Origin of the sequence: Sphingomonas sp. Leaf231, assembly GCF_001421995.1 — a bacterium.
Taxonomy (GTDB): domain Bacteria; phylum Pseudomonadota; class Alphaproteobacteria; order Sphingomonadales; family Sphingomonadaceae; genus Sphingomonas.
Genome location: NZ_LMLS01000001.1, coordinates 1,200,389 through 1,220,038 on the forward strand (window position 1 = coordinate 1,200,389; position 19,650 = coordinate 1,220,038).

Annotated in this window: 12 protein-coding genes; 10 read left to right on the forward strand and 2 right to left on the reverse strand. The window is 67.6% G+C overall.

Annotation, left to right across the window (positions count from 1 at the left end; all coding sequences use genetic code 11):
• Window positions 1–4: 4 nt before the first annotated feature.
• From ASE95_RS05640 to ASE95_RS05660, 5 genes are all read left to right on the forward strand, one after another.
• Window positions 5–529 (forward strand): Csu type fimbrial protein, encoded by a 525-nt coding sequence (locus ASE95_RS05640; protein WP_156347887.1) that lies wholly within the window; start codon window positions 5–7, stop codon window positions 527–529.
• An 11-nt stretch (window positions 530–540) separates the two neighbouring features.
• Window positions 541–1,254 (forward strand): fimbrial biogenesis chaperone, encoded by a 714-nt coding sequence (locus tag ASE95_RS05645; protein WP_056632515.1) that lies wholly within the window; start codon window positions 541–543, stop codon window positions 1,252–1,254.
• Window positions 1,255–1,272: 18 nt separating this feature from the next.
• Entirely contained in the window at window positions 1,273–3,558 is a 2,286-nt protein-coding gene (locus tag ASE95_RS05650) for a fimbria/pilus outer membrane usher protein (RefSeq protein WP_056632518.1), read from the forward strand.
• A complete protein-coding gene (locus ASE95_RS05655) occupies window positions 3,549–4,505 on the forward strand; it encodes a Csu type fimbrial protein (protein ID WP_056632521.1) in 957 nt (318 codons plus the stop codon). Before ASE95_RS05650 ends, ASE95_RS05655 begins: the two co-directional genes overlap by 10 nt.
• Window positions 4,506–4,938: 433 nt before the next feature.
• The gene (locus tag ASE95_RS05660; protein WP_056632524.1) at window positions 4,939–5,199 is read left to right on the forward strand and encodes a hypothetical protein; all 261 of its coding nucleotides are present in this window, start codon (window positions 4,939–4,941) and stop codon (window positions 5,197–5,199) included.
• A gap of 45 nt (window positions 5,200–5,244) precedes the next feature.
• Here ASE95_RS05660 and ASE95_RS05665 read toward each other — a convergent pair whose 3' ends face one another.
• Window positions 5,245–9,576, reverse strand: coding sequence for a YadA-like family protein (locus tag ASE95_RS05665; RefSeq protein ID WP_056632527.1), 4,332 nt, complete (start codon window positions 9,574–9,576; stop codon window positions 5,245–5,247).
• Window positions 9,577–9,956: 380 nt separating this feature from the next.
• Between ASE95_RS05665 and ASE95_RS05670 the strand changes: the two genes are divergently transcribed.
• Complete coding sequence (locus tag ASE95_RS05670; protein WP_082449568.1) at window positions 9,957–12,149, forward strand: putative bifunctional diguanylate cyclase/phosphodiesterase; 2,193 nt, start codon at window positions 9,957–9,959, stop codon at window positions 12,147–12,149.
• Between the two features lie 60 nt (window positions 12,150–12,209).
• Here the strand turns inward: ASE95_RS05670 and ASE95_RS05675 are convergent, their stop codons facing one another.
• The gene (locus ASE95_RS05675; protein ID WP_235528198.1) at window positions 12,210–14,459 is read right to left on the reverse strand and encodes a hypothetical protein; all 2,250 of its coding nucleotides are present in this window, start codon (window positions 14,457–14,459) and stop codon (window positions 12,210–12,212) included.
• Window positions 14,460–14,575: 116 nt separating this feature from the next.
• Here ASE95_RS05675 and ASE95_RS05680 point away from each other — a divergent pair, with 116 nt between their 5' ends.
• The 4 genes from ASE95_RS05680 (at window position 14,576) to ASE95_RS05695 (ending at window position 19,613) form a co-directional block, all read left to right on the forward strand.
• Entirely contained in the window at window positions 14,576–14,776 is a 201-nt protein-coding gene (locus tag ASE95_RS05680) for a hypothetical protein (protein ID WP_056632532.1), read from the forward strand.
• Between the two features lie 69 nt (window positions 14,777–14,845).
• Complete coding sequence (locus tag ASE95_RS05685; RefSeq protein ID WP_056632535.1) at window positions 14,846–17,167, forward strand: glycoside hydrolase family 31 protein; 2,322 nt, start codon at window positions 14,846–14,848, stop codon at window positions 17,165–17,167.
• Complete coding sequence (locus ASE95_RS05690; RefSeq protein ID WP_056632538.1) at window positions 17,164–17,979, forward strand: SGNH/GDSL hydrolase family protein; 816 nt, start codon at window positions 17,164–17,166, stop codon at window positions 17,977–17,979. The genes ASE95_RS05685 and ASE95_RS05690 overlap by 4 nt, the downstream gene beginning before the upstream one ends.
• Window positions 17,976–19,613, forward strand: coding sequence for an alpha-L-fucosidase (locus ASE95_RS05695; protein ID WP_056632541.1), 1,638 nt, complete (start codon window positions 17,976–17,978; stop codon window positions 19,611–19,613). The genes ASE95_RS05690 and ASE95_RS05695 overlap by 4 nt, the downstream gene beginning before the upstream one ends.
• Window positions 19,614–19,650 lie beyond the last annotated feature (37 nt).

The following is a 19,650-nucleotide window of genomic DNA, read 5'->3' on the forward strand; positions in this document are numbered from 1 at the left end:
GATCATGACCCGGTCGCTTCTCGGCCGCGCCGGTCCGGCACTATTCCTCGCCTCCGCGATGGTGTTACCGGCTGCGGCCGCCGACCGGCGTCAGTCGTTCGAAGTGTCCGCCTCCGTCGTTCGCGGCTGCGTCGTCACCGCCGAGGCGGGTGGGCGCTGGGGCGCGATCTCGCTCGGCACGGTCAACGGACTGCCGGGCACCAGTGCGACGGGCACGTTGCTGTCCGGCGGGGTAGCCGGGCTGGCATTGTCCTGCACACCCGGCACGCGCGTCAACGTGACGGCCGATGCGGGCGATCACGCCGTTGCCGGGCAGCGCCGTCTGCAGCGCAACGGCGGCAACGAGGCGCTGGGCTACGCGCTCTATGCGGATGGCGGGACCACCGCGTGGACGACGCAGGCGGTGACGCTCACCTTCGCCGACGACGTGGCGCGTCGCATGTTGCCGGTCACCGCCTCGGCGACACTTGCGCAGGCGATGCCGGCCGGAACCTACACCGACACCGTCCGCGTGACGCTTACCTTCTGAGGATCGGGCCGATGTCTTCGCGCTTCCTGTCACTGGCATTCGCCGCCCTGCTGTCGATCGCGACAGCCGCGCCGGCCGCCACCGTCGTGATCTGGCCGGTCGACCCCGTGCTGTCGGGAACGCAGCAGGCCACCGCCTTGTGGCTGGAGAACAAGGGCGACACGCCCGTCACGCTACAGGTCCGCTCGCTGGCATGGACACAGGCCGGCGGCGAAGACGTCACCATCGATCAGGACGAGGTGGTTGCCAGTCCGCCGATCGCGAAGGTCGGACCCGGCCAGCGTCAGATGGTGCGGATCATCCGTCGGCAACCCGCCGCTGCGCCGCAGGAGCGCAGCTACCGCCTGCTCATCGACGAACTGCCGCCGCCGCCGGGCACACCGTCCGGCGACGCGGCCAGCGCACACCTCTCGGTGAAGATGCGCTATGCGATCCCCCTGTTCGTGCAGCCCGCCCCGGGGGCCCCTGCCCCGCGCCTGACCGCGCGGCTGGTGGTGCGCGATACCGAGCGGATGCTGGAAGTGAGCAATCAGGGCACCGGCCGTGCCCGGCTGACCGACCTGCGCGTCGCCGCCGCCAAATCGGACGGTCGCGCGCCGGGTGGCCTGATCGGCTATGTCCTGCCCGGCGCGACGATGGCTTGGCCGGTTCCGCCAGGCGACATCGCCAACGGTGTGACCGTGGCGGTCAATGGCGTCGACCAGACGCTGCTGCCGACGTCCTGAGCGTGGCGTGAGCCAGCCATGCGCATCGCCGTTCTCCTTGCCGCACTGCTGCTTGGCTGCATTCCGGCGAGCGCGCGTGCGGACGATGCAGCATCGGTGGCCGTCGCCGCGCCGGCCGACCTGATCGTGGAGCTGGTCCTGAACGGCGTCGGCAAGCCCGATCTGGTGCCGTTGCGCGTCGATGGCGCGCATCTGTGGATCGATGCCGCCGCGCTGCGCACCGCTGGCCTGTCGCTCGACACGCCCGGCGCGATCGACGTCGCGGCGCTCGACGGGTTCCGCTCCCGCTACGATCCGCTCAACCAGCGCCTGCTGCTCGACGCGCCGCCCGAATTCCTGCCGGTGCAGCATGTCGCCAGCCGTCGCGCCACACGCACACCCACCACCGCCGATACCGGCGCCATGCTGGCGTATGAGGCCTTCGGCTATCATGGGGGACGCAGCACGAGCGCGTCGTTGTGGACCGAGCAGCGCTTCTTCGGTAATTTCGGCGTCATCTCCAATCAGGGTACATTCCGCATGGGCGGCATGGGCGGGGCGCGTTACGTGCGGCTCGACACGCGCTTCCGCCACGTCGACGAAGACCGGCTTGTCGAGGCGACGGTCGGCGACTTGATGACCAACGCGCTGAGCTGGACACCGTCGGTGCGGCTGGGCGGCGTTCAGGTAGCGCGCTCGTTCCGCGCGCGCCCGGACCTTATCACCACGCCCCTGCCACGCTTTGCCGGACAGGCGGCGGTGCCGACCGGCGTCGAGCTGTTCGTCGACGGTTATCGTCAAAGCCAGACGCAGGTGCAGCCCGGGCGGTTCGTGCTGGACGACATTCCGGTTGTCAACGGCGCCGGCGCGGTGACGGTGGTCACCACGGATGCGGTCGGCCGGCAGGTCGCCACGACGGTGCCGTTCTACGTCGCACCCGAATTGCTGAAGCCCGGCATGACCGACTTCTCGGCCGAACTGGGCAAGCTGCGTCGCGGCTATGCGCTCGACAATTTCCGCTATGGACGCGCCGCCGTCAGTGGCTCGCTGCGCCACGGCGTTTCCGACCGGCTGACGATGGAATTGCACGGCGAGGGCGCGGCGAGGCTCGCCAACGTCGGCGCCGGGGCATTATGGACGCCGGGACATGTCGGCGCGCTGCGGGGCGCGGTGGCGGTGAGCCGGCGCGACGGCGTGATCGGTCACCAGATCACCGCCGGCTACAGCTACACCAACCGCCGCTTCGCAATCGGGGCCGAACACAATATCCGTAGCGAAGGCTATGCCGACCTCGGCACCTTCGATCTGGCGCGATGGCGCGGGCGTGGCAGCAACGATCGCGTCAGCGGCAGCATCGCGCTGGAGCGGGTCGGCAGCTTCGGCGCCGGCTACGTCGACGCGCGGTCGCGCGACGGCTTTCGCGTGCGATTGGCGTCGCTCTCCTGGTCTAAGGCGCTTGGCCCGCGTATCTCCGCCTTCGCCAACGTCAATTACGATGTCGATCGGGCGCAGGCCAGCGGCCAGGTGCGGTTGGTGATGGCGCTCGGCAGAGCCAGTGTCCACGCCGGGGTCAGCGCCGATCGCGATCGCGGCGCGGTGATGCAGGCCGGCTTCTCGCGTGCGATCCCGACCCAGGGCGGGTTGGGCTTCGCAGCCGATGGTGCGGTGGCAGAGGACGGCGCGGGTTACGGTCAGGCCAACGTCGGCTGGCGCGGTCGCGCGATGAACGTCGAACTCGGCGCGTCGGCCGCGCGTTCCGCCGCGTCGATTTACGCCGGCGTCAGCGGTGCCCTGGTAATGCTGGCCGGCGAGACCTTCGCGGCGGCGACAGTGCCCGATTCCTTCGCCGTCGTCGACACCGGCGCGGCCAACGTCCCGGTCCGCTACGAAAACCAGCTGGTCGGTCGCACCGGCGCCAAGGGGCACCTCTTCATCCCCGGCGTGGCGGCCTTCTATGCCGCGCATTATTCGATCGACACGCTGGACCTGCCCGTCGACAACACCGCCGAGCAGGTCGAACGGCATGTCGCGCTGCGGCCCGGCACCGGCGCGATGATCCATTTGCCGGTGCGCCGGACACGCAGCGTCATGGTGCTGTTGTCCGACGCGAACGGTGCGCCGCTGGCGCCCGGCGGCGAGGCGCGCGTGGCGAATGGCGACGCGTCGCCGATCGGTTGGGGCGGGTTGCTGGTGCTCGACCGTGTGGTGGCGAGCGGAGTCGAGCTGGACGTCGTGCGCGCCGACGGCGGAACGTGCCGCGCACGCGTGGCCGTGCCCGCCGACCTGCCGTCGTTTGGGCGGATCGGGCCGGTCGCATGTCGTTGATCGTGCGCTTCATCGTGTTGCTCGGGGCGCTGTTGGCCGCATCCCCCGCGCTGGCGCTGTGTTCGGTCGCAAGCGGCGCGCTGACCTTCACGCCGCGTTCGACCTATGACGTTCGCGAAAGCCGCGTCGACGGGGTGGCGGGATCCGCGGGTTTTACGTGCAGCGGGTCGCTCATCAGCATCATCTCGTCCAACCGGGCCCGTGCCACCGCGACCAGCACCAATGGCTTTACCCTACGTAGCGGCGGGGCGAGCATCCCCTATCGGCTGTCCGCCGACGCCGCCGGCAATTATGCGCTCAACGGCGGCGCGACGATCGATTATTTCGACCCGGCGCTTCTTTCGCTGCTCGGCATCCTGAACGCGGGCAGCTTCAACCCCACGATCAATGCCGCGGTGACCGCCGCGCCGAACGTGCCGCCGGGCACGTACACCGACATCGTCACGATCCGCTGGGACTATGCCATCTGCCATGGCATCGGCCTGGGCGGCCTGTGCATCCTGAGCGAGACCGGCACCGCGAGCGCCGCCATCACCGTCACGCTGGTGGTTTCCGCCGACTGCCGGATCGCCGCGCCCAACCTGTCGTTCGGTGCCGCGCCGCTGGTCAGCGGTTTCGCGACCGTTCGACAGGCCGTGGCCGTCGACTGCTCGCTTGGCACGGCATATTCTGTGGCCTTTTCATCCGGCGGGTCGGGTTTGTCGCGTCCGTGGCGCGCGATGCGCAACTCGGCAGGCAAGCCGCTGTACTACAATCTGTACCGGTCGGACGGCACGACGATCTGGGATGAGACATCCCCGCTGGCCGCCAGTACGCTCGGCGTCGCCGGCACCGGTGCGACGACGCCGCTTCAACTCTATGGCTATGTCGCGCGCATCGATCCGTCGCAGGCCGCAGTCGGTGCGGGAAGCTATACCGATACGGTCAGCGTCGTGGTGACCTTCTAGGCGGGATCGACATTCGGCGCTTCACGGGTGCCGGACTGCTCGCCAAAGAAGATGATCCGTTTGTTCGGCCATCCGCGCTCGCACGATCGGGCAGATCTGCTCCGTCCATCCGTAATTGCTTCGCTACGCTCGTCAGGACGGCGTTTGCAGGGGACGGGGCTGAAAGTCGGCCGGCCATAGATACCGTTCTCCCGACTTTTTACCGCGACCCGGCGTGCCGCAGAACCGCGCGAGAGATGACGGGTGAATCCACTTTGCGAGGTCGGCGATCTTGAATGCGCGGCAATGTCCGCGCGCTGTGTCACCGACCCGGCATCAAATCGGCAGGCGGCAGTCGCTGGACGGCTTCCCGCGCGTCGGGGAGAAGGTGCCTTGCGATCTGACGAGCAGATTATCATGATAGCTTCAACACTTAGGGTGAAGGACTCTCGCCATGGCGGTAGCTGACGTTCATAAGATCGCCGGTGCGATCGAATCCGTGATGCACCAGGCGGACACCGCTTACATCGGTGTCGTTGCGTTGTTGCAGACGCTCCATAATCGCGGCGCGTTGACGCAGGACGAGATCAAGGCGATCGCCGACGCGATGGTCGCGTCGGTGCCGACCGAACGGCACCATGCCTTCGCGCAATCCTTCGCGGGCATGCTGCCCGGCTACAAATCTCCGAAGGCCGGCAAGATCGCGCAGGACTGACAGGCGGGCGAGCGCCGTCCGACGCTCGCTCCACAATCAGACACCTTAGAACTGGTAGCCGATGCCCACGTTGGCACCCACACGCTTGCGGCTATTGTAGGTCGCCCCGAGCTTGATGATGGTGTGGCCGTCGCTCATGATCCGCGACACGCCCATCGCCACCGCCGACTGACCCTGGAAAGTGCCGGCCCCCAGCGAGAACATGCTTTTTCCTTCCTCATAGGGCTGCGGCATGCCGGCCATTGCCAGCGCTCCGGCAACCCCGGCGCTGAGATCGCGGTTCACGCGGCCGAGATCGAACGACAAGGCGGCGACCCGCTGGTCGGTGTAATTGTTCGCCGCAGCGACCGCATTGTTCATCGCACCATTCAGCTGTGCCACGTTCACCGCGTCATTGTCGGCGACGCCGGGCGCGAGGTTGTGCAGCGCGACCGGCTTCTCACCGCCGAGCGTCACCGACGTCCCATCGCCATCGTCGTATTTGATCGACCGGTTGCTGGCGGCGAGTGCCTGATCCGCTTTCGTCTCGACTGTCCCGACCCGGGTTTCCACGGCGGCGACACGGGTCGTTGTGGCGGCAAGCTGCGTCGTCGTCGCCGCCAGTTGCGCGTTGGTGGCGCCCGACCCGACGCCGGACCCTCCATCGGACGGCACGCCGGTTGCCGGCGGCGTACCGACGGCTACGGTCGTGTCGGCCGGCGGCGCGCCGATGGTGCCGCCATTCCCCGGTGTGTCCGCATCGCCCGAACCCGCGGCGCCGTTCAGACGCGCATTGATCGCCTGCAAGGCGTCGCCGACCGACGAATAGGTGACCCCGCCCAACGTATAACTGGGTGCGGCGAGCGTACCGGTCGCGCTGTCGTAGCGCGCACCACCACCGAACCCGGACACGAACGCCGCGCCCATCATACCTGACACACCGCGAAGCTGCGACACGTTGACGGCGTCGGTGTCCTCGGCACCGGCTGCCAGACCGGTGATCTGCCGGTTGCCGGTGGGCGAGTACAGGTTGGTAGCAGGATCGAGATAGGCCAGGTTGCGCGCGATCGCGACTTCACCGAGCGATTGCTGCAACCCGCGCACGCCGAAGGCGCTGTAACCATTCACTCCGCCGCGCAACGTCTGCGATGCCGAACCGAGCGCGACGCTGCCGTCCTTGTCGGCGATCGCGCCCGAGCCGAGGGCGCTGGCGGCATAGCCGCTGGCGCTGGCCAGTGTGCCGAGCGCGGTGCCGCCAAATCCTTCGGCACGCGACAACGTACCCATAGACGTCGAATATTCGGCCTTCGCCTCCGCATCGTAGCCGAAGGCCGCGGCATTGGTGGCGGTGGCCGCCGCGCTGTTGCCGATCGCCAGCGCGCGCGTGCCATGGGCACTTGCGGCGTTGCCGAGGGCGAGCGTGTCGGCCGCGCTGGTCATGACGTTGGAACCGATCGCCAGCGCACCGTCGCCGATCGCGCTGTTGTTGGTGCCGATCGCGATCGCGCCCTTGCCGTCGGCGATGTTGGTGAAGCCAAGCGCCGCGGCCCCCAGCCCGCTGGATCGGTTCATGGAGCCGATCGCCGTGCTGCCGTTGCCGGTCGCCACGTTGACGTTGCCCAGCGCGATCGCACCGACGCCAGCCGCGTTATTGTCCTTGCCCAGCGCCGTCGCGCCCTCTCCGGTCGCGTAGTTCGGATCGCCGATCGCGACCGCGCCATCGCCGGACGCGACGTTGCCGAGACCGATCGACACCGCCTTGCCGTTCATCGCCGAGGCGCCGTCACCGATCGCGACCGAACTGTCGCCACCGGCGACGGCGTTGCGGCCGACCGCGATGGCGGCGATACCCGAAGAGGTCGAGGCCGGTCCGATCGCCGTCGAATCGAAACCGGACGCCTCGCTGTCGAGCATCGTCGAATTGGCGTGGAAATACTTCATGCCGTCCAGATCGGCGGCGGGGACGCCGGTGCCCGGCTGGCCGCCGGCCGAACTGCCGAGCGACGTCTCGATCGCGCCGAACACCGACTGTATCGAAGTGAACGACTGCCCCTTGAACGTGTAATCGCCGACAAAGCCGCTGAGCGGATCGTAGCGGAAGCCAGATCCCAGCGCGCCGGCCATCGCCGAGCCGAGCGAGAAGAGCTGATTTCCGCTGACCGCGTCGAGGGAACCGGCGGCGATCACCCCGTTGGCGATGTTGTGCAGACGGACCGGTCCGCTGCCAGCGCCGACGAGCGTCAGATCCTGCGACCGCACGCCTCCGTTCGGCGTCGTCGGCGTGAGGGCGTCTGCGTACCGCATCGGACCCCGCGCACCGTTGTCGAACGCCTGTCCGAGCTGGTCCACGTCCTGTGCCAGCGTGCCGATCTGCCCGGCGTGAAGCGTGGCGAAACCGGAGAGCGCGTCGACATTACGGTTGGTGTCGAACAACTGGCCTGCAGTAGCCGCGTCGCCAGAGCCGGCCGCAAGCGTTCCCGCCGCCACGTTGCGCAGTGCAACGGGCACCCCCGACGCGCCCAGCGTGATCGATGCCTGCGCGGCGTCGTCGTACCGGATCGCGAGATCGGCAAGCCCCTGATAGCTTTGCGCCAACGCGAACAGCTGCCCGCCATTGACCGCATCGGTCGATCCACCCGCCAGGCGTCCGTCGGCGACGTTGTGCAAGGTCACGGGCGCAGGGTCACGTCCGATCAACGCCAGCCCCTGACTGACGACGCCGCCATTGGGCGTCGACGGGGTAAGCGGATCGGAATAGCGTACCGGGCCGATCGATCCGTTTTCCATGTCGCTGCGGAGCGCCGAAGTCGCGGTGGTATTCGAGCCGATCAGCACGGCCTGCGCATTCAACGAGGTGCCGAGCGCGGCAACCGCCGAGTTCGTGTCGTACAACTGTCCGCCGTTGACTGCCTCCATCGACCCCGCCGCAATGCGGCCCGACGCGATATTGCCGAGCACGACCGGCGCGGCGGCGGCGCCGCCCAGCGTGATCCGGGCGCGAGTGACATCGTCATATTGCACGGTCGCCGCGGCAAGCCCGCCGACTTGCTCGCCGATCTCGAACAACTGTCCACCGTTGACGGCGTCGGTCGAACCGGCGGCGACCAATCCTTCCCCGACGTTGTGGATCCGCACCGGACCGGGCTCCGCCCCCAGCACGGCGACATCGTTGGTGGCGGTGGTCGTCGCCACCGTCGGGGCGGCCAAGGTGGTGTATTGCAACGGACTGGCGTTGCCGGAAACCGCCATATTGCGCAGCGACAGAATCGCGTCGGCATTGGCGACGATGCGAGCGTCCTGCTCGCTGAGCAACGTCCCTTGCGCAGTGACGGTCGTGCCCAGCGAACCCAACGTCCCCGCTTGCGTGTTCACCAGACCTTGCAAGCTCGCGATGTTGGCGGCGGCGGTCGCCAGATCGCCACCCTGCGCCGTCACGGTCGCACCGAGCGTACCGATCGACGCGGTGTTCGCGCCGATGCGAATTTCGTGATCGGCCACTCGCGAGGAAAGATCCACGACATCGCTGGCGGCAGTGCCAAGCGTCACGCGCAGGTCCGCGAGGTCGACAACGTTGGCGCCGACACTCGCCTGAAGCGCCCCGATCTCGGTGGCCTGCTGCGCGATCTGCGTGCCCGCCACCGCCACATCGCCGATGAGGCTGCCGACCGTGCCGGCCAGTGCCCCGACATTGGCCGTGACTGTCGTCACGCTCCCCTGCAACGCCTGCAGTGTCTGATCCTGATCGATCACCGAGCCGGCAAGCGAGGTCACGTCTTGGGTAAGCGTGTTCAACGCACCAAGACTGGCGGTGAGTTGCACACCCTGCTGGTTCAGCGTCGTGGATAGCGAAGCCACGTCCGTGACGTTGGCGGAAAGGCTGGTCTGCAATCCCTGGAGGGCGCTGCCCTGCGTCGTGACGATCGACCCGAGCGTGTCCAGCGCGCCGAGGCTGGCGGTAAGTTGTACGCCCTGCTGGTTCAGCGTCGTGGAAAGCGACGCCACATCCGTGACGTTGGCGGCGAGGCCGGTCTGCAATCCCAGGAGCGTGGTGCCCTGCGCAGTGACGGTCGATCCCAGCGCGCCCAGCCCGGTGTCGATGGTGTTCAACAAGCTGCTGTTGACGGCCAATTGAGTTTGCTGCTGGTTAACCGATGCGGTGACGGTCGCGAGGTTGCTGGCCGTAGCCGTCGCAGCGGTCTGTACGTTCTGCAGCAGCGTCGACTGGGAGTCGACGGTCGTGGTGAGCGCATTCAGGTTCGTGCTCAGCGTGTTCGTCAGGTTCGTGTTCGCCGTGATCTTGATGCCCTGCTCGGTTACCGAGGTCGTCAGAATATTCAGGTCGTTCGCCAGCCCGGTAAGCGACAGCAACTGGGCGTTCGCTGGCGAGGCTTGCAGCATCGTCACGCCCGCGAAAAGCGTCGTTATGCATGTCGTATGACGCAACCGCCGACGCGCTGTCCGGTCGTTCGTAGAGATAAGAGCAGACACAACAACCTCCCCCGGATGAAGCTCCTCGATCGCCCGGCCTGGTTAACAAACTTCAATTTTCATGATTAAGCAGTCTAAACTTAGACCAAAGTCTCACCAAAAACCTATTTATTCTAGTTTGTTAGGCGGAACACTCGGCGTAAAGCCCTCTCACGCACACACCTCGGCAAGTGGCGCGGAACACGCGCGGCCTGATCCCGCCGTCGCCCGACTGGCCAAGCCGCGCCCGGAGATTAGACGTAAGTATAACCACTTGTGACGTAACGACTTTATGGAGCCGCCACGGTACGATGAGGTCAAACCGGGGGAGTTGGGACGTGCAGCGGTCGGGGCGAATAAAGCGACGGTTCAAGGACGGTGCCACTTCGGCACTCACGAAACCGCCCGGCGCCACGCGGATCGAAGAAGCATGCGCCGGACTTCACGGCAGTGAGCATTACCGCATCAGTGTCGAGCTGGCTCACCACATCAGCTGGAGCGCGGACCCGGGCGGGGCGATCCGTACGGTCAGCTCGCGTTGGGAGGAGGTCACCGGCATAGCCCCGGCGAATGCACTCGACAACGGATGGATCGACGCGCTCCACCCTGCGGACGTGGAACCGACGCTCGACGCCTGGGCGCATGCGGTGGCGGCTCAATCGCCGATCGATGTCGATTACCGGCTCCGCTCCGCCGGGGGCAGCTATCGCTGGTTCCGGTCGCATGCATCCCCGTATCTGGATGAAGCAGGGCTGGTGCTCGCCTGGTTCGGCACGTTAGACGACATTCACGACCGCAAGCGCGCCGAAACTGCGCTGGTGGCCAGTGAAGAGCGCTTCCGCCTTGCGGCGCAGGCGGCGGGCATCGGGATCTGGGACTACGACGCGCTGCTGCACCGGCGGACGTGGTCGGACGAATTTCGCGGCATGCTGGGCCTGAAGCGTGACGTCCCGGCCGAGCCGGCGACCGCGCTGGCGCTGGTGGTTCCGGAGGACCGGCCGTTGCTGCAGAGCCTCATCAACTCGATCCCGGACGGAAACGCCGACGCGCGGTTCGATGTCACGCTGAGGATCAGGCGCGCCGACACCGGCGTGATACGCTGGATGCAGACGAGCGGCTGGCGGGTCAAGGCGGCCAACGACCGGATCGAGCGCGTGCTGGTGACCGTCCGCGACGTCACCGAGCAGATCACCGCCGAGCAGCGGATCCGCTGGGCGGCGGAGCATGATCCACTTACCGGACTTGCGAACCGGACGACGTTCAACCGGATGCTGGAAGAAGCGATCGTCCGGCGAAGCGGCGACGACAGCGCGGTCCTGACGCTCGCATTGTTCGACGTGGATCACCTGAAGGACATTAACGACACCATGGGGCACGACGCCGGAGACCGGCTGCTGTGCGCCGTGGCCGACCGGCTTGGTGCTGCGATGGGGAACGGAGCATTGCTGGCGCGACTGGGCGGCGATGAATTCGCCGCCCTCATCGAAACGAACACCGACGGGGCCGCGCACGCCCGATTCGCTGCGGCGCTGCAATCGCTGCGACAACCGCTGATGACGGAGTTGATGACGCTCGACTGCCAGGCGACCGCCGGCACCGCAGTCTTTCCACGCGACGGTCGCGATGCGCACGATCTGTTGAAGGCGGCGGATATCGCCCTCTACGCCGGCAAGGCCGGTGCGCGCGGTGCTATCTCGAACTTTCAATCCGAGATGCGCGCGGGGATGCAGCGCCGCGCGTCGATGCTGTCGGTCGCGCGCATGATCGCACGCGACGATCGCATCATGCCGTTCTATCAGCCGAAGGTGACGCTGATCGATGGTGGTTTATCCGGTTTCGAGGCGCTGCTGCGCTGGCGACACGACACCCTCGGCGTGCAGGGACCGGACACGATTACCGCCGCCTTCGACGATCTGGCCGTCGCAAGCGAACTGGGCGAGCGGATGCTGGAGCGGGTATGTCTCGACATGGCGCGATGGAGGGACGCGGGGCTGACGCTCGCGTCCGTCGCCATAAACCTGTCACCGGCGGAATTCCGGCGGGACGACCTGTTCGACAGGGTCATGGCCCAGCTTCGCCAGCATGACTTGCCCGCGACGTTGATCGAGCTGGAGGTGACCGAAACGGTGTTCCTCGATCGCGGCAACGAACTGGTCGGCGACACCTTGTCGGCGTTCCACGACGCGGGCGTCAGCATCGCGCTCGACGATTTCGGCACCGGCTATGCTTCCCTCAAGCACCTCCGGGAATTTCCGGTCGACGTGATCAAGATCGATCGCAGCTTCGTTGCGGATCTCGCCGAGAATACCGGCGATGCCGCGATCGTCGATGCCGTGCTCGGTCTCGCGCAGCGGTTGGGCATCACCGTCGTCGCCGAGGGCGTCGAAACGCAAGAGCAGGCCGCATATCTGCTGTCTCGTGATTGCGCCCTCGCCCAGGGATATCTGTTCGGACGTCCGATGCCCGCTGCGCAAGCCGCCGAACTATTACGCAGCCGAATGTGATGCCATGACGGGGTCGGCACGCCGCATTACCGTTCGCGCTGCGCGCGGCTCCTCGACCAGTCAGGAAGAGGGCGAGGTGATCCCTTCGCGTTGCGCACCCGGCGTACCGGGAACGGGATCGCCGTAGAATAGCCCGCGTCCATCCGTGCCGACATAGACGCGGCCGGGCCGGCGCGGATCGCCCGAGATAACGCGGAAACGCCCGCCCCAGCGGTGGGCGTCGTCGTCGATCCGCGTCCACCGCCGACCCTCATCATGGGAGCGCCAGATGCCGCGCACGCCGTCCAGCGTTCCGATCGCGAATAGCGCGCCCTGTCCCAACCCATACAGTTCGACCGAAAGCGTGCCGCTGGCCGGCACGAACCGGGCGCCGCCGTCGCGGCTGTGGAACAGCCGTTGGCCGGCCTGAAGCCAGATCTCGCCCGCGCGGTCTGTCGCGGCGAGCAGCGCGCTCTGCGCCTCGCGTCCGCGCCGTCCGGCCGGGGCAAGATCGCCCGGCAAGCCGTGTCCGGCGACCGGCGCGAAGCTGGCCGCGGCGTCGGTCGAGACCAACAGGCGGCCATGTTCGACATCGACCGCGTAGAAGCGCCGCGGATCGACCTTGTCGGCGACCGCGCGGGTTCGGCCGGGAAGGCCGCGCACCGCCGTCCAGCTCCGCCCCTTGTCGCGCGATACCTGCGGCTCGCGCGTGGCGACCACCATCGCATTGCCGTCCGCCGACACGGTGATCGCGGCTTCCCCGACGAGATCGTCACGCATCGGGGGGGTGCCGAGCGGCGGCACGCGCACCGGGGTCCAGTGACGACCGCCATCGTCGGACCGACCCAGCGTCGCGTCGCGCGGGCGGTCGGCGTAAAGGCTGCCGCTGCGTACCACGATGTGCGGCGCATGACCGGCGTAATCCAGCGTGTTGGTATTCGACAGATAGGGATGGGCGAAGCTTGGCACGGGCGAGCGATCGAGGTCGGCGTGGACGAAACCCGCGAGGTCGCCGAAGCCCGAGATCAGCGGCGCGCCGCCGGTCGGGGAGATCAGCGTGATGATCGCGGTCTGCTCGATCCCGGCGGTCCACGGTGCCCAACGTACCGCACCGTCGCGCCCCAGCCGGTCGGTTGCATAAACCGTGGCACCGGTGGTGTAGGCGACATGATCCGGCGCGAACGGGTCGATCGCCAGACCTGAAATCCAGTGGCCGAAATCCGCGCCCTTGCCTTCGTGAAGCAGGAACGGGGTTGCCGAAACGTCCCGGCGGCTACGCCGCCCGACATCCTCCCAATGTACGCCGTCGTCATGGCTGATCCATAGCGAGTCGCCCGCACGGTAGCGATCGATGGTGGAGACCGCCACGGTGCCCGGCGAGGAGCGCGCGATCGCCACGCCCAGAAAGCCGCCTTCGGCTCCGGCGGCGCGCCACGAATGCGGTGTGACGTCGCGCGCCTCGCCGCCGGGGGTATAGCGCCAGACTGCGCCCGTTCTGGCGTCGCTCGGCCCGATGCCGCTGGCATAGCCGACCCAGAGCACACCGCGCGGATCGAGCACGCCCTTGGCCGCGAGCAGCGGCGGCGCGGGCATGGGCGACCATGTCGCACCGCCGTCGTCGGAGCGGTACAGCGGCGCGCCGCCCGGATCGGCGATGCCCGCCCACAGCCGACGCGACGGCTGGCCGCGTGTCCCGCTGGTCGGATCGATCGCGACGAACGAGACGCCGCCGTGGCTGGTGCGCGGCGCGGGCGTGCCGAGACCCGGCGCCGGGAAGTGCGCGACCTTGGCCCAATGCGCACCGGCATCGTCGCTGCGCCATAGCCCATCGTGGCGAGAGCCGAAGAACAGCCGACGCGGATCGTTGGGGTCGACTGCCAGCCGCTCGCCCAGCCCCCGTCCCGGTTCATTGCCGCCCATCGCGAATGGCACCGGCGTGACGCGCCATGTGCGACCGCGATCGGCCGAGCGCAGGATGGCCGCGGGTTGCCCCGCGTTCATCCCTGCGGCCAGATAAACGATGTCGGCATCGACCGGATCGGCAACGACGCTCTCGATTCCCATGTAGCTGGAGACGGCATTGCCGTCCTGTAACGGTACCCAGCGCCGCGCCGCGTCGTCCCAGCGATAGGCCCCGCCCATATCGGTGCGCAGATAGGCGAGACCACGCTCTACCGGGCTGAAGACGATGTTGGGCGCATAGCCGCCGGCCCCCACGGTTACATTGCGCCAGACGTAAGGCGCAGGCGCTTCCGGCGTGGCATGGACCCCCGCGGCCACGCTTGCGGTCACGACGAAGGCCGCCCATGCCCGCGGATACCAGAACCTCAACGCCACATCCTTCCACCACCCCGATCGCGAGAGACGAGCCTTGCGATACCGCTACCAGTCTGATTAGTAAGATATTTAGGACGCAGCAAGGCGAGCGAGCCGACGGAGGGGAAGCGATGGCCAGTCTGATCACGCAGCTCGCGGCCCGGCCGTCGATCCGGATGCGATCGCGCTTTCCTGCGACAAAGCCGATCGGCACGATGCCGATTATGGCGATGTCATCGCGCCATCCGTGCCGCATGGTCCGCATTTCAACGTTCCTCCGACCCGATCCCACCCTCCATCGCGACGGCTCGATCCGGCGCGCCGGCCTGTAAAGGAATATCGTGCTCCTCCTCCGCCCCCGCACCGCCGATCGCACTTCCGCCCGCAGCCTGCGCTCCGCCATGTTGCTGGCCTGCACCGCCATCGCGGCGACGCTGGCCGCGACCATTCCGGCGGGAGCGGCGCCGCTGGCGACGCTCGACCGCAATGGCGGGCTGGTGTCGATCGAACCCTACGCGCCCAACATCGTGCGCGTGACGATCTCGCTGGACCGGTCGCAGGCCGAAGCGCCACCGGGCGACGGCCCGAACGCCGCGCCCGATGTCGCCGGCTGGTCGCATAGCAGCGACGCAGCCGGCGACGCCTTCGCCTCTTCCGCGATGACGCTGACCGTCAAGGCGCAACCATGGCCGGGAGCGCCCAGCCAGATGCAGCGCTATTTCGCGCCCTCGCTGCCGCCCGTGTCGATCCGCGTCGCGGATCCGTCTGGCACGACCGTGACCGAGATGACGGGCTGGGAAATGGCTCCGCATGTCGTCAACGGCGAAAAGACGTTTCGCGTCGGTGCCAGCTTCGCAGTTGCGCCGGGCGAACATTATTATGGTTTGGGACAGAACCAGGAGGGTCAGCTCGACCTGAAAGGGCGGACGATCGACTGCCGGCATAATTACGACGCGCCGGCCGGAGAAACGGTGTGCGTGCCGTTCATGGTCACCAACAAGGGCTATGGCATCGTCTGGGACAATGCGTCGGTGACCACGGTGTCGCCGGGGCTGCACAACGCGACCCGCTGGCAGTCCGAGGTTGGGGAGCGCGTGTCGTTCTTCGTCATCACCGGGCGGACGACCGACGACCTCTATGCCGGCTACGCCAAGCTGACCGGACGCACGCCCTTGCCGCCGAAGGCCGCATTCGGTCTGATACAGAGCAAGGCACGCTACGAATCGCAAAAGGAACTGCTCGAGGTCGCCGAGGGGTATCGCAGCCGCGGGCTGCCGCTCGACGTGATGGTGCTCGACTGGTTCTACTGGACGCGCATGGGGCAGCTCGACATCGACCGCGCCTACTTCCCCGATCCCAAGGGGATGAACGACAGGCTGCGTGCGATGGGCATGCGCTCGATCATCAGCGTGTGGCCGCGGTTCGAGCGGGAGTCGCGCTATTTCGACTTCCTCGACAGCAAGGACTGGCTGCTGAAGGACAAGGACGGCAACCCGGCCGATGGGCTGGCGATCCGCTCGGACCGCGCAGGCGCGCTGATCGACAGCACCAACCCGGCGGCGCGCGCCTGGTTCTGGGATCGGCTGCGCGACAATATCGCCAGTCAGGGCTTCGACTGGTTCTGGCTGGACGAAACCGAGCCCGATCTGGTGCCAGACGGCTATTTTTACTCGATCGGATCGGGGGATCGTTTCCACAATTTGTTTCCGCTGGTGCACACCACCGGCGTCGCCGAAGGCTCGGCGCGCGATCGGCCGACGCTGCGCAACCTGATCCTCTCGCGTGCTGCCTATCTGGGCGTGCAGCGCAACGGGGCGCTGTTCTGGTCGTCGGACATCAAGTCGACATGGGAGGCGTATCGCCGCCAGATCCCGGCGGGTCTGGGCTTCACCGCGACCGGCATGGCCTATTGGGGCAGCGACATCGGCGGCTGGCAATGGCCGAACGGGCCGAAGGCGCAGAAGCCGGTGCTGCTCGACCCGGCCGGCGCCACCGCCATGGCACCCGATTACGCCGACTATCCCGAACTGTTCACGCGCTGGTTCGCCTATAGCGTGTTCACGCCGACGCTGCGCATCCACGGCCAGCGGCCGGGCGCGTCGTTGTGGGAATATGGCCGCGCGGCGGAACCCGTGCTCGCCGGCTTTCTGAAGCTGCGCTACGCGTTGATGCCGTACATCTATGCGCTGGGCCGCCAGACGTACGAGACGAACGCACCGTTCATGCGGGCGCTGTTCATGGACTTCCCGAACGATCCCAAGGTGCTCGACATGGGCGACGAGTACATGTTCGGCCCTGCCTTCCTGGTCGCGCCAGTTACCGAACAGGGGCAGACCAGCCGCCAAGTCTACCTGCCGGCCGGAGCGGACTGGTACGATTACTGGACGAACCAGAAGCATCGCGGCGGGCAGACGGTCACCGTGCCGACGCCGATCGACCGTATTCCGCTGTTCGTGCGCGCCGGATCGATCGTGCCGATGGGCACCGCCGTCCAGAGCACCGCGACGCGACAGCAGCTGGATAGCATCCGTGTCTATCCGGGCGCCGACGCGCGCTTCACGCTGTATGACGACGACGGCGTGACCAACGCCTACAAGGACGGCAAGAACGGCAGCAGCGCGACGCTGCGCTGGGACAATACCGCGGGACGTCTGACGGCATCGGGCAAGCTGCCGACCGGGCAGGACGCGGCACGGCTGGTGCAGGTGGTGGGAACGCGATGAGGACGCCGCGCGCGATCGCCGCCCTCTTTCTGGCGGCACTGCCCGCCGTTGTCGCGGCGCAGGTGCCGGCCGCGGGTGACCCGTATGCCGGCGACCCGACCGGGATCGTCGACGACCCCTGCCCGGTCGATCCCAGGCCGGCAAACGACGCGGAATGGCAGCGGTGGAACCGACACGTGCTGACGCGCGACTTCGGGCAGCATTGCCGCTATTCAGCGGATAATGCCGCACTGAAGCGCAGCGGGAAGCCGGTGCGGGTCGTCTTCATGGGCGACTCGATCACCGACAATTGGATCAACCTGGATCCCGGCATGTTCGCGAACGGCCTTGTCGATCGCGGGATCAGCGGACAGACAACACCGCAGATGCTGGTGCGTTTTCGCGCCGACGTGATCGCGTTGCGCCCGCAGGCGGTGCACATCATGGCCGGCACCAACGACATCGCCGGCAACACCGGCGCGACCACGCTGGAGCGGGTGCAGGGCAATATAGCCACGATGGCGGAGCTGGCGCGGGCGCACGGCATCAAGGTGATCCTTGGCGCCATCCCGCCCGCCGGCGCGTTCGGCTGGGCCAAGGACAAGCGGCCCGTGGCCCCGATCCGCGCGATGAACGCGTGGCTACGCGATCATGCGCGTGCCAACGGCTTTGCGTTCGTCGACTATCAGGCTGCGATGGCGACGCCCGACGGAGCGATGAAGCCCGGTCTGTCGAGCGACGGGGTCCATCCGACCGCGGCAGGCTATGCCGTGATGCGGCCGCTGGCGCTGGACGCGATCAGCCGCACGCTCGACGGAAAGGCGCGACCATGACCCCGGCGCTGTCGCGGCGCGCCGTGCTGGCGGGACTGGCGGCGAGCGGCATGGCGCAACGGGCGCTGGCGCAAAGTCCGATGGGGCTGGCGCGCGGCCCGGTTCAGCCGAGCTGGTCGTCGCTGGTGGCGCATTATCGCTATCCGGACTGGTTCCGTGACGCGAAGCTCGGCCTGTGGTCGCATTGGGGACCGCAGTCGGTACCCGAACAGGGCGACTGGTATGGCCGCTTCATGTACATGCAGGGCCACCCGATGTACGAGCATCACCTCAAGACGTACGGCCATCCTGCCGACGTCGGGATGATGGAGATCCAGCGCCGCTGGACCGCCGAGCGCTGGGACCCCGATGCGCTGATCGCGCGCTACAAACGAGCGGGGGCGAAGTATTTCGTCAGCCTGGCCTGCCATCACGACAATCTCGACTGCTACGACAGCCGCTATCACGCGTGGAACAGCCTGCGCGTCGGTCCCAAGAAGGATGTGGTCGGCATCTGGGCGCAGGCGGCGCGCCGGGCCGGGATGAAGTTCGGCGTGTCGAACCATGCTGCTCATGCCTGGCACTGGTATCAGACCGCCTATGGCTACGACCCGGTCGGCCCGCGCAAGGGAGAGCGTTACGACGCATACCGGCTGCGCAAGGAGGACGGGCGCGGGCGCTGGTGGGAGGGGCTCGATCCGCAGCACCTCTACACCGGGCGGCACATGGTGGCACCCGATGGCATCGACAGCGTGGCGGCAATGAACGCGTGGCACGACCGCCACGACGGGCAATGGATCGAGAGTGCGCCGCCGGGAGACGCCGCCTATGCGGCGCGATGGTTGCTGCGGCAGGCCGATCTGATGGAGAAGTATCGCCCCGACTTCTGCTATTTCGACGATTACGAGCTGCCGTTCGGGCCGATCGGGCTGCAGGCGGCGGCCGATTACTACAACCGCTCGCTGCAATGGCACGGCACGATCGACGTGGTGCTCACCGCCAAGCAACTGAAACCCTATGCCCGCTTCGGCATCGTGCAGGATGTCGAGCGCGGCTTCACCGACCATCTGTGGGACGAACCGTGGCAGACCGATACCTGCATCGGCGATTGGTTCTACAACGTCGCGCGGCTGAACGACAAAAGCTACAAGAGCGCCGAGCAGGTCATCCAGCGGCTGGCCGACGTGGTGTCGAAGAACGGGAACCTGCTGCTGTCGGTCCCGCAACCCGGGGACGGCTCGATCGATCGCGAGGAGGAAGCGATCCTCGACGGCATGTCGGCCTGGGTGGCGGTGAACGGCGAGGCGATCTTCGGATCGCGGCCGTGGCGCGTGTACGGCGAGGGGCCGACGCGGTTGCAGGTGGGGATGCAGAACGAGCAGTCGGCCGGTGCCTTCACCGCAAAGGACGTCCGCTTCACCACCAACCGTGGCGCGCTCTATGCGCTGGCGCTGGCGTGGCCGACGCGGCGGCTGTCGATCGCCTCGCTTGGCACCGATCGACTGAAGCACGCGACGGTCGAGCGGGTCACGCTGCTGGGCGGCGGACCGGTCCCCCACCACCGCGATGCGGCGGGGCTGCACGTCGATCTGCCGCCGCCGACTGGCGCGCGGTTCGTGCCGGTATTGCGCATCGACGGGCGCGGGCTGGCCTGACGATAGCCTGCGCCGTCAGCGCAGGCGCAGCAAAGCA

What these genes read in the sequence shown, in the direction of transcription:
- ASE95_RS05660 (WP_056632524.1), top strand. Translation starts at nt 4,939, where the DNA reads ATGGCGGTAGCTGACGTTCATAAGATCGCCGGTGCGATCGAATCCGTG.
- ASE95_RS05665 (WP_056632527.1), bottom strand. Translation starts at nt 9,576, where the DNA reads ATGCTGCAAGCCTCGCCAGCGAACGCCCAGTTGCTGTCGCTTACCGGG.
- ASE95_RS05685 (WP_056632535.1), top strand. Translation starts at nt 14,846, where the DNA reads ATGTTGCTGGCCTGCACCGCCATCGCGGCGACGCTGGCCGCGACCATT.
- ASE95_RS05650 (WP_056632518.1), top strand. Translation starts at nt 1,273, where the DNA reads ATGCGCATCGCCGTTCTCCTTGCCGCACTGCTGCTTGGCTGCATTCCG.
- ASE95_RS05655 (WP_056632521.1), top strand. Translation starts at nt 3,549, where the DNA reads ATGTCGTTGATCGTGCGCTTCATCGTGTTGCTCGGGGCGCTGTTGGCC.
- ASE95_RS05690 (WP_056632538.1), top strand. Translation starts at nt 17,164, where the DNA reads ATGAGGACGCCGCGCGCGATCGCCGCCCTCTTTCTGGCGGCACTGCCC.
- ASE95_RS05670 (WP_082449568.1), top strand. Translation starts at nt 9,957, where the DNA reads ATGAGGTCAAACCGGGGGAGTTGGGACGTGCAGCGGTCGGGGCGAATA.
- ASE95_RS05640 (WP_156347887.1), top strand. Translation starts at nt 5, where the DNA reads ATGACCCGGTCGCTTCTCGGCCGCGCCGGTCCGGCACTATTCCTCGCC.
- ASE95_RS05645 (WP_056632515.1), top strand. Translation starts at nt 541, where the DNA reads ATGTCTTCGCGCTTCCTGTCACTGGCATTCGCCGCCCTGCTGTCGATC.
- ASE95_RS05680 (WP_056632532.1), top strand. Translation starts at nt 14,576, where the DNA reads ATGGCCAGTCTGATCACGCAGCTCGCGGCCCGGCCGTCGATCCGGATG.
- ASE95_RS05695 (WP_056632541.1), top strand. Translation starts at nt 17,976, where the DNA reads ATGACCCCGGCGCTGTCGCGGCGCGCCGTGCTGGCGGGACTGGCGGCG.